This is a genomic window from Aquimarina algicola (assembly GCF_006443095.1).
GTDB lineage: Bacteria > Bacteroidota > Bacteroidia > Flavobacteriales > Flavobacteriaceae > Aquimarina > Aquimarina algicola.
In genome coordinates this window covers 1,042,337-1,055,405 of record NZ_VFWZ01000002.1, presented here as the reverse complement: position 1 = coordinate 1,055,405, position 13,069 = coordinate 1,042,337, and the positions used below count along the sequence as shown (strand labels likewise).

Below are 13,069 nucleotides of genomic sequence, written 5' to 3'. Positions count from 1 at the left end.
ATGAATAAAAAAATCGAAAATAATATATTAAATATTCTAGGTAAAGAAGTATTGCCGGGTACAAGCACTACTATTAATTTTAATATCGCCAAATTATATACTTCTACCAAAGTCGAAATACCAATTATTATAGAGCGTTCTAAAAAACCGGGACCTACAGTACTAATTACTGCAGGAATTCATGGAGATGAAATTAATGGTGTTGAGGTTGTAAGACAAATTATAGCTAAAAAAATTAATAAACCGGCAAAAGGCAGTATCATCTGCATACCGGTCCTTAATGTCTTTGGGTTTTTAAGTATGAATCGATTTTTTCCTGATGGGAGAGATCTTAACAGGGTTTTTCCCGGGACCAAAAATGGATCTTTAGCAAGTCGTTTTGCGTATCAATTTGTGAATGAAATATTGCCTGCGGTAGATTTCTGCTTAGATTTTCATACCGGAGGAGCAAGTAGATTCAATGCTCCTCATATAAGAGTTGCTCCCAACAATGAAAAGTTGATAACATTAGCAAAAATTTTTAATGCTCCATTCATTTTGTTGTCTAAAAACCTAGAAGGTTCTTACAGAGCTACCTGCGCCAAAAAAGAAGTTGATATTTTGTTGTTTGAAGGAGGGAAATCTCAAAATAGTAGTAAAGAAATAGCCATAGAAGGCGTAGAAGGAACGATGCGAATACTACATCACTTAGAAATGCTAAGCACTAAGTTTGAATTACCTGTTCGAGAATCTAATAGTTTGATCATAAAAAAAAGTGCCTGGATACGTGCAAAATATAGCGGATTGTTACACATAAAAATACCTGTGGGAAAACATGTAGAAAAGGGAGAGATTTTGGCAACAATTACTGATCCCTATGGTAAGATGAGGCACGTTGTCAAAGCAAGCGATGAAGGATACGTAATTAATGTTAATGAGGCACCAATTGTATACAAAGGAGATGCTATTTTTAGAATCACAAGAGCATTAGAAGATGACTAAAGAAGAATTAAGAAACAAATACAAAAAACTTAGATCACAATTAACAGACGATACGATTGAACAATTGAGTATGGATATTGCAAATCAATTACTGCAATTACCCATCTGGAAAAAATCATATTATCATATTTTTCTGCCTATTGTAAAACAAAAAGAAGTTAATACAGAGTATATTTTACATATATTACAAGGTAAAGATAAAAATGTAATTATATCAAAAAGTAATTTTGATGATCATACATTAGCTCACTTTTTACTTACAGATACAACAGTTCTAGAGATAAATTCCTGGGGGATTCCAGAACCAAAAGAAGGAATTCCTATTCCCGATAGTATAATTGAAGTTGTTTTTGTTCCGTTATTAGCTTTTGATCAAGAGGGTAATAGAGTTGGGTATGGTAAGGGTTTTTATGATAAATTTCTTAGTAAGTGTTCAGAAAATACTATAAAAATAGGAGTGTCATTTTTTGATCCCGAAGAGAAAATAAACAAAGTATTGCCAACAGATGTTCGTCTTGATTTTTGCATAACACCATCAGAAATATATAGTTTTAAGTTTTAATTAACAATTCTTGTGTACTATGCTACTTTATGCTATATTCGATGCTTAATTTTTTTATCCCCAGAAATGTCCCAAAATGCACAAAGTATTTGCATCATAGATGATGACAATATCTATATTAATCTTGTAAAGAAGATTATTGAATTCAAAAAACTATCAAGACCCATTTTGGTTTTTAAAAATGGAAAAGAAGCGCTAGATTTTTTTGTGGATTCTAAGGAAAACAGCAAGAACGAAAAGGTGCCTCAAGTCATTTTATTGGATTTGAATATGCCTGTTATGGATGGTTGGGAGTTTTTGGATGAGTTTTCTAAAATCAAAAACAATAGCTATAAAAATATCAATTTATACGTGGTAAGCTCTTCAATAGATACTAGGGATATAAATAGAGCCAAAGCTATAGATATCGTTTCAGATTATCTTACTAAACCGATTAATCTCAATGATTTTGAGAAAATACTTGTGTGATAGATAGGATATAAAGAACCTACTTTTTTGGGAATGCTTTTTTATTGAATACGATTAATAAAAATACACCAACACTTATAGCAGAATCAGCAACATTAAATACGGGATCAAAAAACGAAAAAGGTTGTCCTCCCCAAATAGGGATCCATTCTGGTAGAATATCGTTATAAAATGTTAATTGTATCATATCAACCACTTTACCATAGAAAACAGTTTCATATCCGCCTCCTTCAGGTAAAAAACTAGCAACTTCTATAGGTGTGCTTTCGCTAAAGAGCATCCCGTAGAAGATAGAATCAATAATGTTTCCAAAAGCACCCGAAAAAATTAAAGCAATACAAAAAGTAAGAATCGCAGGGCTATTTTTGCGAACAGAGTCATAAAGCCAATATCCAATACCAGTAATAGCTATGATTCTAAATAGTGTAAGGATGAGTTTACCATAATTTCCGGGCAACTCAACACCCCAAGCCATTCCTTTGTTTTCGACAAATATGATACGAAACCAGCTTAATACTCTTATTTCTTCGTGTAGTGTAAAATGAGTTTTTATATAGACTTTTGTAATCTGATCAATTAGTAGAACTAAAATGATAACTAAAATAGATTTCTTTAAGGACATATAGCTATAGGTTTGCCACAGATGTTAAAATGTCGAACAAAAATAGTGTTTTATTTTGTTTTATAAACAGTTATTCATTTTGCATACCAATAGAAAGTATTTTATATACATAAAATGAGTCATGTCTTTTTAAAAACAGGGCTCATTTCTACATTTCTTATTTTCAAAGTTATTTGCCTTTTATCAAAACTTCGAGCGCTTTTTCTACCACTGGATCTTCATTGTTTATGTACTGCTCTAAAGATGTTTTGACTTCGATATCGGGTTTGATCCCGTATCCTATAAATTCTCTACCATCTGGATAGGTATCTTTTTTGGTACATACTCTTGCTTTTCCTCCTCCGGGTAAATTAAATATAAAAGGTTGTCCTGTGCTTCCAAAGGTAGTTTCTCCTATCTTGGTGATGTGTTTTTGTTGATCGGCATAAATTAAAAAATCTTCTGCGGCTGAAGCGGTTTTGTGGCTTGTTAATATTGCTGTAGGGATCGCAATTCTTTTCTTTTTAAGTTTAATTGTATCAGGTTGATACGGGAACTCATAGTAATATTGATCTTTGTAAGCCAAAAAATTTCTTTTGGCAATACTATTGCCTGTTGTATCCTCTGCTTTTGTCCATTTCCCCCAAGCTTTAAAAGTTGGAATATGTGATCTTGTAAAACTTTTGGAACCATATAAGATAGAATCTTTGGTAAGATATTTTAAAATATCCAGACCTATTTTTGTACTTCCGCCTCCATTTTGCCTTATATCTATAATTAGCCCTTTAGCCTTATACACTTCAGGTAACTTTTCTTCAAACAAATTGTTGATTTTATCATCTTGAAAAGAGTTTAAGGCTAAATACAATATGTTGTTTTTTAACCATTTTGATGTGATTAATGCTCTTTTTTGTATTGGTGGATAGATTTCTTTTTCTTTTGTTTCTGAATGTGTCAGGGTTAACTCTTTTGTTGTTCCATTTGGGAGTTGCAAGGTGATATTAAAAGTAGTACCTATTGGTGATTTAAGTAATGTGCTTACAGATCTATCCTCGACAATGTAGTCAGTAGAAGAAGCAATATATGGTTTTACAAATGTATCAATGTAATCCTGAGTAGCTAATCCATTGACTTTTATAATTTCAGAACCAATTGGGATTTCTTCTTTTTTACTTAAGTTAACTCTGGTTACAATAGCTTTTCCACCAAAATTTGTCAAAACGATACGATATTCTCCAAAATAAGTAGTGAAAACATTTTTTTGGATTTCTTCTGGGAAATATACATTGGTGTGACCGTCTTTTAATAAAGCACAAAACTTTTGAAGAACTCTATAATATTCATAGTCGTCTTTAGTTTGTTGAACTTCTATAATTGCTTTTTTGTAGTTCTCCTCCCATTGTTGTTTGTCTATTTTGTCCAGAAATACAAAGTTATAGTTTACTTCTTGCCAAAATTTAGACAAGCCATATATTTTATCGACGTTTGTAATGTTATTTGGCATTTGCCCCAACATTATATTGGTAACGAAAATGACGATTAAAAACAGTCTCATATTTTAGATTCAATACCTTAAACTTTTTCTTTAAACCTCTCTGTGAATTACTGTTTTCTGAGATAAATGTTTCCACTTATTGTTCCTAAAGACAATTGATGATTAGGGTCTCCAAAAGTACCTGATACTGTATTTCCTGAGATTCGATTTTTGCTATGGTCAAACTGCATATCCTTTTCAGAATAAATAGTTCCTGACAAGGTCTCAGCTTTTAGTGTAGATTTTGCAATATTGATATCGATATCTCCGCTTATGGTTTTTAATTTAAGATCTCCGTTGTACTTTTTGATATCTATATTTCCACTGATAATATCAACGGTTAATTGTCCTTGATAATTTTCAGATTGCACATTACCAGAAATACTTTTTATTTTTAATTTAGTGTTTTTAGGCAAATACAAGGTATGGTATGCATCAATATTTAGGTTATTGCAAGAATCCCAACTATTGTTCTTGTTCGATCTTCTTTCTTTTTTCCATTTATCAAATAGATCACCATAATCAGATTTTATATTTAAAATAGAGGTGTTGTTATCTATTTTTAAGTTAAAATAGTTATCAAACTCTCCATCTTTGACACTAACCTGCGATTTTAGATATACATCTTTTTTATCCCAGGTTCTTACAATAATATCTTCTGCAAATTTGAATTCTATTGACACCTCTTTACTAGAAGTTTTAATATTTTTTTCGATTACTTTTTGTGCATATGTCGATAGTACAAATAGACAAAATATTGATAGTGTGAATATATTTTTCATGATTGTTCGTTTTTTGATGATTGAATGATGTTTATTATTTTTTTCTAAGATAAATATTACCAACAGAGCACCTAAGAGAGATATTTACACCGCCACTATTGATTTTTGTATCTATAGATCGACTGCCTCCTACAACTTGCATATTATCTTTTCCTGAGGGTATTTTTAAGTCAAAATCAGTATAGATCTCACCCATAGATGCTTTAAGGCTTAGATTTGCAGGTGTACTCGATGGAAGACTAACGTCTACATCGCCGGATGATGTGATTAATGATATTGGAGAGCTTTGATTGATTTTATCAAAGATAACTTCGATATCACCTGCAGAACTTTTTGCAACTATAGGTCCGGTAACATTATGAATTTTAATTTCTCCAACATTGGATTTAACCTCTATTTCTGATGTAAAACCATTGATATTAAGATCACCAATTGAAGGATTTTCTACTGTTATATTGATGTCTTTAGGAAGGTATATATCCATTTCCTCACTATGCATGTTTTTTAAATTCTTAAGTATTAGAATCTCTCCTTCTTTAATGACATTGATCCCATATCCGGTATTATCATCTCCTCCAGGAAAAATAGCTTTAAGGCCTTTTGCTTTTTCCGGAATTTGCCCGTTTTCTTCACTTTTAATCAAAAGTTCCTTTTTGGTATGAGTCCTAATATTTATGTCTGTAGCAGAGCTGATTTTTACTTTTTTAACTCCTTGCAAGTTATGTGTATAGTCTTGTGAGATTCCATTGAGAGTTGCTATAATGAAAACTATAATTGTTATTGTGATTCTATTCATGATTGTTTGCTTTTTGATTGAAATTTTAAATTAAACTTGGTAGACCAATCTTTACTTGATCTTTTACATAATCAGGGACTTCTTCTTCTTGAAGTAATTTTTCCATTGAAGGAATTGCGCGTTTTTCCTGAATGGAAACTAATATTTGAATTAATTCTATTTGTAAACTAGGGTCTTGTTCTGTATTCAAAGCATTTATAAAAGCTTTGCGTACAATCTCTTTATCAGCAAATTTTACTAAGGCTTCTGCGGCAGCTAACCTGACATTGATATGATCGTCATAATGCATTTTATTTATTAATGCGTTTAGGATTTCATTTCCAGGTTTTGTAAACTCTTCTGCATAGCTTACGGCTTGTAAACGTTTGCTTGCAGATTCATTTTGTATAAGAGAAATTGTCATTGTCTCTTTCATTTTGAGTTTTTCATCTTCTAAAACCGCTATTTCTTGAGTGAAAGCCTCAGTATTTTGATTTTTTCCTAAAAAGTAACCAGAAACCAAAAGAGCTATGGCTGCTGCTATTTGCAATGGTTTTTTCCAGTAATTTTTCCTATTTTGATGTAGTGAGATCGTTTTAGGAGTATTGATTTTTTGCTTTTCTTCTTCTAGCATTTTTTCAAATCCTTCTCTTAGACTATTATCAGGTACTTCTGTAGGTTCATTGTTTATCGCTTCAAAAACAGTTTGTAGTTCTTGTAAAGCATGAGTACATTGATCACAGCTTTCGAGATGTCTTTTTATTTCTAAAAATGTACTCTCATCCAGATTCTTGTCTATATAATCAATAAGTTGATCTTGTATATGGCTACATTTCATAGTCATTATATATTTTGTAAATAATGTTGTTTTAGTTTATGAACAGCACGATGTACTTTTGTTTTTATAGCACCTTCCGTTGATCCCATAATCTCTGCAATTTCTTGATATTTTATTCCTTGATATCGGTGCATAATAATGAGTTCTTTATCTTTTGTGTTGAGTTTATCGAGTGCTCTGTTGAGCTGTTGTTTATCTTCTCGCTTCTCGACTTCATTTTGTTCTTTTTCTTTCAATTTATAATCAATGTCGTCTAATCGTTGCATTGCCATTTTTTTACTTTGGTAATGATCAGAAAAACAATTTCTGGCAATGGTAAATATCCATGATGAGAACTTTCCTCTTTTATAAGAACGTCGGTATTTTATCGCTTTATAAAAAACTTCTTGAGTAAGATCCTGACTTGCATCTCTATCTCTTGTCATTTTTAGTAAAAAATTGAATAACCGAATATGATATCGTTCAAATAAGATACTCATCATATCTAAGTTTCCATTAGATACCAGAATCATTAATTCTTCGTCGCTTAATTGTTTCAAGATGTTACTCTTTTGGTTAGTTCTTATTTGTAATACCTGTGTTTTTTAAAAAGGTTACATGAGAACATAAAAAAACTTTGTCTTAATGAAAAATCGCTACATTAAAATTACTTTTTTATTATCGAGCCACACTAAAAGTCAAATAAATATTTGATAAAAATCATTTTTTCAATTGATAAATAATGAGTTTAAAATGCGATCAAAAAAATAGTTTTGCCACATAAATCATAAACTCACAAACTCATGAAAAGTAATTTTTTAAGAATTTCTTTAGTTGCATTATTGGCTCTTCTAATCTCTTGTAGCAGGGATGAAGTACATGTTGAAGATCCTGTAAATAACGCTATTAGAAATAGTGAAATGGAACTAAGCAATAGATATGCAGGACGCAAATCTAGCTCCGAATGTAATTTTGAATATGAAGGAGGAGAAGGGCCTGAAAATTGGGCCAATCTTTGTGGAGAAGCATGGATGGATTGTTCAGGAAATTCTCAATCTCCGATTAATATTGTTACTAATAAAGTTGTTGAAGATGATTATATTAATAATATTAATATAAACTATAGTACGAGTAAAGTTGATATTTATAATAACGGTCATACAGTACAATTTAATTATACGTCAGGTAGTTCTGCAGATCTGAATAATATTGAATATGACTTATTGCAATTTCATTTTCATACAGAAAGTGAACATACAATAAATGGATATCGATATCCTATGGAAGCACATCTGGTACATAGAGATCCTAATACAGGTTTACTAGCTGTGGTAGGTGTTTTTTTTGAAGAAGGAGATGCTAATAAGATTCTAAAGAAATATTTTAATAATTTTCCAGAATTTGAAGGAACACACTATACAGATAGATCTCGATTTCATATTGAAGACTTACTTCCAGAAGATTTAGATTTTTATACATATCCGGGTTCTTTGACTACTCCTGGGTGTTCTGAGATTGTAACTTGGTATGTTCTTAAAGAACCTATAACAGCATCTGTCTCTCAAATAAGAAAACTAAAAGATATAATGCATAAGAATTATAGACCTGTTCAAGAATTGAACGGTAGAGTAATTCGTAGTCAAGATGATTAAGAAATAATAATATCGTTAATAGTTTATAAGAAGATCATCCGAATAATATTATTCGAATGGTCTTTTGTGATTTATATATCTTTATTGCTTAAAATACTTTTTTTGATAAAAATTAGTTAATTTATAAAGGTTGATAGCTGGTTATAAAAACTAATAATAATGATAAATATCTTGTTCCCCCACAAAAGATATTCGTTTATCAATGAATCTATTTTAGAAAATCTTCCTAAGGATGCCATACAGCTCATCAATGAAAATTCAATAACTTTAAAATTAAAAAAAGGGCAAATTCTATTTCATGAAGGAACAGTTCCTGTAGGATTATATATTATAAAGTCAGGAAAGGTTAAAAAATATACTACAGGACTCGCAGGTAAAGAACATATTTTTTATTTGGCCAAAGATAATGAAATCCTCGGGCATCATTCTCTTCTTTCTAAAGAGCCACATTGTTGCTCCTCTGCTTGTCTTTCTGATTGTGAGATAAATCTGGTTCCCAAAGAAATTTTTTACATTATTCTAAGCTTAGATCAAAGTATTTTAAATAGATTTTCAAAAAGTTTAGCTCACGAATTTGGAGTATTTATTAATAATTCAAAAATATTAGCACAACATAGTGTTCGAGAACGATGTGCAATATCAATTATTAAATTGAAGGATTTTTTTAATGCAACCGATAGAGGTTTCAAAATTTCTAGAAAAGATCATAGTAATATAGTAGGTACTTCTGTAGAATCCTTAGTTAGAGTTCTTCATGATTTTAAAGAGGAAAAAATTATTAAAATCGAAGAAAATTCTATTTTCGTATTAAAACCCAAAAAATTAGTAGAAATCTCTAATATGGTATAAAGATGGGTTAAATCAAAAAAGGAGTACATTTTATGCACTCCCTTTTTAACTTTTACAAATTATAGCAATATTATTTAGCTCTGCATATTTTTTGCTTCTATACTTAGGGTTGCATGAGGTACCAACTTTAATCGTTCAGGATTGATTAATTTTCCGGTTACACGACAAATTCCATAAGTTTTATTCTCTATACGTAATAACGCATTTTTAAGATCACGTACAAACTTTTCTTGTCTAATAGCAAGTTGCGTATTTGCTTCTTTAGACATAGTTTCACTTCCTTCTTCAAATGCCTTAAATGTTGGAGAGGTATCATCTGTACCGTTATTTCCATCATTTTTATAGGCACTTCTTAACAATTCCAAATCGTTTTGTGCTTTTTCCATTTTCTCAACGATAATTTCCTTGAACTTTGCCAGGTCATTGTCGCTGTATCTTACTTTGATATCTTCTGCCATACGTTTTTAATGTTTTTTAATTATCAATTGAGTCGCAATGTCGTCAAACGCAATTTCTGTTCCATTTATTATATCTGACGTAAATTCAATGGTTTCTGTTAGGGTCTCATTTTTAATATAATGCTCATTATTAGCAACAGCTGCTTGAATAGTTTCATTTTCCTGAAAAACAATTTCTATCTTATCTGTCACTTCAAAACCGCTATCCTTACGGATATTTTGTATGCGATTAATAAGTTCTCGAGCAATACCTTCTTTTTTGAGCTCGGGACTTATAGTTACATCTAATGCTACTGTCAAAGAACCAGAATTGGCAACTAACCAACCCTCTATATCTTGAGAGCTAATCTCTACATCGCTTGATTCTAATGTAATAATTTTATCATTAATTTCTATATCAAATTGCCCTGTTTGTTCAAGAATTTTTATTTTTTCTTGATCGAAATTCTGTATTTCATTGGCAATCAGCTTCATATCTTTTCCGAAACGAGGGCCAAGGGCTTTAAAATTAGGCTTAATTTGCTTTACCAAAATACCTGAAGCATCATCAATAAGCTCAATTTCTTTCACATTAACCTCATTTTTAATGTGATTTGCAATTTCATTGATCTCATTTTTATCAGTTTCGTTCAAGATGGGTATCATAATACGTTGTAACGGTTGACGTACTTTGATTTTTTCTTTTTGACGAAGTGATAATGCTAACGAAGTAATCGTCTGAGCTTTTTGCATTTTGCGTTCTAGTGATGGGTCTATGTAAGAATCATCATATTTTGGAAAACTTGCCAAATGAACACTTTCGAAGGTTTCTTTGCCTGTTCCGGCAATAAGATCCTTATAAAGGCGATCCATAAAAAACGGAGCAACAGGAGCACCTAATTTTGCAACAGTCAACATACAAGTATAAAGAGTTTGATATGCTGATATTTTATCTTTTTGATAATCTCCTTTCCAGTATCTTCTTCTACTTAATCGTACAAACCAGTTACTCAGATTTTCTTGTACAAAGTCAGATATTGCCCGAGTCGCTTTTGTTGGCTCATAATCGTTATAATATTCATCTACGTTTTTGATCAATGTATGTAGTTCACTAAGAATCCATCTGTCGATTTCTGGTCTTTCATCGATTGGGATCTCTGCTTCAGAATAGGTAAAATTATCGATATTGGCATATAAACTAAAGAATGAATAGGTATTGTATAGCGTACCAAAAAACTTACGTCGTACTTCTTCAATACCTTCAATATCAAACTTTAAATTGTCCCATGGATTTGCATTGCTGATCATATACCATCGAGTGGCATCTGGTCCGTATTTTTGCAAGGTTTCAAAAGGATCTACAGCATTGCCCAATCTTTTGGACATTTTTTGCCCATTTTTATCTAAAACCAACCCATTTGATACTACATTTTTGTATGCAACATCATCAAAAATCATAGTACCTATAGCATGTAGTGTATAGAACCATCCTCTTGTTTGATCGACACCTTCTGCAATAAAATCTGCTTTGCGTTCTCCTTGTTCTACTTTTTCTTTGTTTTCAAAAGGATAATGCCATTGTGCGTAGGGCATAGATCCGGAGTCAAACCATACATCTATCAAATCACTTTCTCTCTTCATTGGTTTTCCCGAAGGAGATACTAGTGTGATTTTATCAACTACATTTTTATGTAAATCTACTTTTTCATAATTGTCGTCGCTCATATCACCTACAACAAAGTCTTCAAATAGATCAGCTTCGAGAACTCCTGCTGTTACAGCCTTAGACATTTCGGCTTTTAGTTCTTCTATAGAACCAATGATCATTTCTTCTTTTCCGTCTTCGGTTCTCCATATTGGTAATGGGATCCCCCAAAAACGTGAACGAGATAAATTCCAATCATTGGCATTGGCTAGCCAATTACCAAAGCGTCCTTCTCCTGTGGCTTTTGGTTTCCAATTGATTCCAAGATTTAATTCATGCATTCGATCTTTAAAATCTGTAACCTTTATAAACCAAGAATCTAATGGATAATATAAAACAGGCTTGTCAGTACGCCAGCAATTCGGGTAGCTATGTACATACTTTTCGACTTTGAAAGCCCTGTTTTCTGTCTTGAGTTTGATTGCTATTTCTACATCTACTGATTTTTCAGGAGCTTTACCCTCATCATAATATTCGTTCTTTACATATTTACCACCAAGATCTCCCAGTTGTTTGATAAAACGTCCTTGCAAATCAACAGTTGGCACAAGATTGTCGTTTTCATCTTTGACTAATAGTGCAGGTACTTCTGGTTTTGCTTGCTTTGCTACAAATGCATCGTCTGCACCAAAGGTTGGTGAGGTATGCACAATACCTGTACCGTCTTCTGTAGTTACAAAATCACCGGCAATAACTCTAAATGCATTCTCAGGATTATGATAAGGCTGCACATAATCAATAAGTTGTTCGTATCTAATTTCTACAAGATCAACTCCTTTACATTCCTGAAGGATGAAATATGGAATTTTTTTATCTCCTTGTTGATACGCATCAACTTGCGTTTCATTTTCTGCCTGAACGAATTTACCTGAGAATTGTTTTCCGACTAGATTTTTGGCTAAAATTACTTTGATAGGTTCAAAAGTATATTGATTGAATGTTTTGACTACAACATAATCAATTTTAGGCCCAACGGTGAGCGCCGTATTAGAAGGAAGTGTCCAAGGAGTGGTCGTCCATGCCAAAAAGTAAATGTCTCCTTCTATATTTTTTAAAAAAGAAGGTAGTGTTTCTTTTTGGGTTTTAAACTGAGCGACAACAGTAGTATCTGTTACATCTTGATATGTTCCGGGCTGATTCAATTCGTGTGAACTCAATCCAGTACCAGCTTTTGGCGAATACGGTTGAATGGTATACCCTTTATACAGAAGTCCTTTTTTATAAATCTGAGCAAGTAACCACCATACGCTCTCCATATATTTTGACTTGTATGTGATATATGGCTCATCCATATCTACCCAGTATCCTATTTTTTGAGTAAGATCATTCCAGATATCTGTATATCGCATAACGGCTTTTTTACAAGCCTCATTATACTCTTCTATCGTTATCTTTTTACCGATATCTTCTTTGGTAATTCCTAATTCTTTTTCAACACCAAGTTCTACGGGTAACCCATGAGTATCCCATCCTGCCTTACGGTTTACCTGAAAACCTTTTTGAGTTTTGTAACGACAAAAAATATCTTTGATAGCGCGTGCCATAACGTGGTGAATTCCTGGCAGTCCATTTGCAGAAGGAGGTCCTTCAAAAAAGACATATGGTTCTGCCCCTTCACGTTCGTTTATACTTTTCTCAAAAATATCGTTCTGCTGCCAAAAATCTAGGATTTCTTCAGCTGTTTTTGGTAAGTCAAGTCCTTTATATTCAGGAAACTTAGTGCTCATTTGATCGTTCTTTCTATTAGGTTTGCGAAAATAAGGATTTTATTGAAAAAAGTCAGATGAAATTAAAGTGCGATTAGAAATAAATCCATATAGATCAAGATTTTTAACAAAGTCATCTTATTTTTTATAAAAAAGAATTAAAAACGCATTAATGATGCATAATTTTATTCACTAAATAA

13 protein-coding genes are annotated in these 13,069 nt (G+C 32.0%); 5 read left to right on the top strand and 8 right to left on the bottom strand.

Annotated features, from left to right (window positions below; genetic code table 11):
- From FHK87_RS08695 to FHK87_RS08685, 3 genes are all read left to right on the top strand, one after another.
- Complete coding sequence (locus FHK87_RS08695; RefSeq protein WP_140592285.1) at positions 1-981, top strand: succinylglutamate desuccinylase/aspartoacylase family protein; 981 nt, start codon at positions 1-3, stop codon at positions 979-981.
- Positions 974-1,543, top strand: a complete 570-nt coding sequence (locus FHK87_RS08690) for a 5-formyltetrahydrofolate cyclo-ligase (RefSeq protein ID WP_140592284.1) — start codon at positions 974-976, stop codon at positions 1,541-1,543. The genes FHK87_RS08695 and FHK87_RS08690 overlap by 8 nt, the downstream gene beginning before the upstream one ends.
- A 66-nt stretch (positions 1,544-1,609) precedes the next feature.
- Positions 1,610-2,011 carry a response regulator gene (locus FHK87_RS08685; RefSeq protein ID WP_140592283.1) on the top strand — a complete coding sequence of 134 codons (402 nt, stop codon included), beginning with the start codon at positions 1,610-1,612 and terminating at the stop codon, positions 2,009-2,011.
- 19 nt (positions 2,012-2,030) lie between these two features.
- Here FHK87_RS08685 and FHK87_RS08680 read toward each other — a convergent pair whose 3' ends face one another.
- The 6 genes from FHK87_RS08680 to FHK87_RS08655 form a co-directional block, all read right to left on the bottom strand.
- The gene (locus tag FHK87_RS08680; protein WP_140592282.1) at positions 2,031-2,633 is read right to left on the bottom strand and encodes a lipoprotein signal peptidase; all 603 of its coding nucleotides are present in this window, start codon (positions 2,631-2,633) and stop codon (positions 2,031-2,033) included.
- Positions 2,634-2,802: 169 nt separating this feature from the next.
- Entirely contained in the window at positions 2,803-4,167 is a 1,365-nt protein-coding gene (locus tag FHK87_RS08675) for a S41 family peptidase (RefSeq protein WP_140592281.1), read from the bottom strand.
- Positions 4,168-4,214: 47 nt separating this feature from the next.
- Complete coding sequence (locus tag FHK87_RS08670; RefSeq protein WP_140592280.1) at positions 4,215-4,928, bottom strand: DUF4097 family beta strand repeat-containing protein; 714 nt, start codon at positions 4,926-4,928, stop codon at positions 4,215-4,217.
- 34 nt (positions 4,929-4,962) lie between these two features.
- Positions 4,963-5,724, bottom strand: coding sequence for a DUF4097 family beta strand repeat-containing protein (locus FHK87_RS08665; protein ID WP_140592279.1), 762 nt, complete (start codon positions 5,722-5,724; stop codon positions 4,963-4,965).
- 25 nt (positions 5,725-5,749) lie between these two features.
- Positions 5,750-6,541, bottom strand: coding sequence for a HEAT repeat domain-containing protein (locus tag FHK87_RS08660; protein WP_226294158.1), 792 nt, complete (start codon positions 6,539-6,541; stop codon positions 5,750-5,752).
- 5 nt (positions 6,542-6,546) lie between these two features.
- Positions 6,547-7,080 (bottom strand): RNA polymerase sigma factor, encoded by a 534-nt coding sequence (locus FHK87_RS08655; RefSeq protein ID WP_140592278.1) that lies wholly within the window; start codon positions 7,078-7,080, stop codon positions 6,547-6,549.
- A 243-nt stretch (positions 7,081-7,323) separates the two neighbouring features.
- On the opposite strand from FHK87_RS08655, the gene FHK87_RS08650 reads away from it, so the two are divergent.
- Positions 7,324-8,172, top strand: a complete 849-nt coding sequence (locus tag FHK87_RS08650) for a carbonic anhydrase (RefSeq protein WP_140592277.1) — start codon at positions 7,324-7,326, stop codon at positions 8,170-8,172.
- Positions 8,173-8,331: 159 nt separating this feature from the next.
- Positions 8,332-9,021, top strand: coding sequence for a Crp/Fnr family transcriptional regulator (locus FHK87_RS08645; RefSeq protein WP_140592276.1), 690 nt, complete (start codon positions 8,332-8,334; stop codon positions 9,019-9,021).
- A 74-nt stretch (positions 9,022-9,095) separates the two neighbouring features.
- On the opposite strand, the gene FHK87_RS08640 is transcribed toward FHK87_RS08645, so the two are convergent.
- The gene (locus FHK87_RS08640; protein WP_140592275.1) at positions 9,096-9,479 is read right to left on the bottom strand and encodes a TraR/DksA family transcriptional regulator; all 384 of its coding nucleotides are present in this window, start codon (positions 9,477-9,479) and stop codon (positions 9,096-9,098) included.
- A gap of 6 nt (positions 9,480-9,485) precedes the next feature.
- Positions 9,486-12,890: an isoleucine--tRNA ligase gene (gene ileS / locus FHK87_RS08635; RefSeq protein WP_140592274.1), complete on the bottom strand. Its 3,405-nt coding sequence runs from the start codon at positions 12,888-12,890 to the stop codon at positions 9,486-9,488.
- Between the last annotated feature and the right edge of the window lie 179 nt (positions 12,891-13,069).

Excerpts from the sequence above, each read along its gene's own strand:
- FHK87_RS08645 (WP_140592276.1), top strand. The coding sequence starts at position 8,332 with ATGATAAATATCTTGTTCCCCCACAAAAGATATTCGTTTATCAATGAA.
- ileS (WP_140592274.1), bottom strand. The coding sequence starts at position 12,890 with ATGAGCACTAAGTTTCCTGAATATAAAGGACTTGACTTACCAAAAACA.
- FHK87_RS08650 (WP_140592277.1), top strand. The coding sequence starts at position 7,324 with ATGAAAAGTAATTTTTTAAGAATTTCTTTAGTTGCATTATTGGCTCTT.
- FHK87_RS08690 (WP_140592284.1), top strand. The coding sequence starts at position 974 with ATGACTAAAGAAGAATTAAGAAACAAATACAAAAAACTTAGATCACAA.
- FHK87_RS08660 (WP_226294158.1), bottom strand. The coding sequence starts at position 6,541 with ATGAAATGTAGCCATATACAAGATCAACTTATTGATTATATAGACAAG.
- FHK87_RS08665 (WP_140592279.1), bottom strand. The coding sequence starts at position 5,724 with ATGAATAGAATCACAATAACAATTATAGTTTTCATTATAGCAACTCTC.
- FHK87_RS08685 (WP_140592283.1), top strand. The coding sequence starts at position 1,610 with ATGTCCCAAAATGCACAAAGTATTTGCATCATAGATGATGACAATATC.
- FHK87_RS08680 (WP_140592282.1), bottom strand. The coding sequence starts at position 2,633 with ATGTCCTTAAAGAAATCTATTTTAGTTATCATTTTAGTTCTACTAATT.
- FHK87_RS08675 (WP_140592281.1), bottom strand. The coding sequence starts at position 4,167 with ATGAGACTGTTTTTAATCGTCATTTTCGTTACCAATATAATGTTGGGG.
- FHK87_RS08670 (WP_140592280.1), bottom strand. The coding sequence starts at position 4,928 with ATGAAAAATATATTCACACTATCAATATTTTGTCTATTTGTACTATCG.
- FHK87_RS08695 (WP_140592285.1), top strand. The coding sequence starts at position 1 with ATGAATAAAAAAATCGAAAATAATATATTAAATATTCTAGGTAAAGAA.
- FHK87_RS08640 (WP_140592275.1), bottom strand. The coding sequence starts at position 9,479 with ATGGCAGAAGATATCAAAGTAAGATACAGCGACAATGACCTGGCAAAG.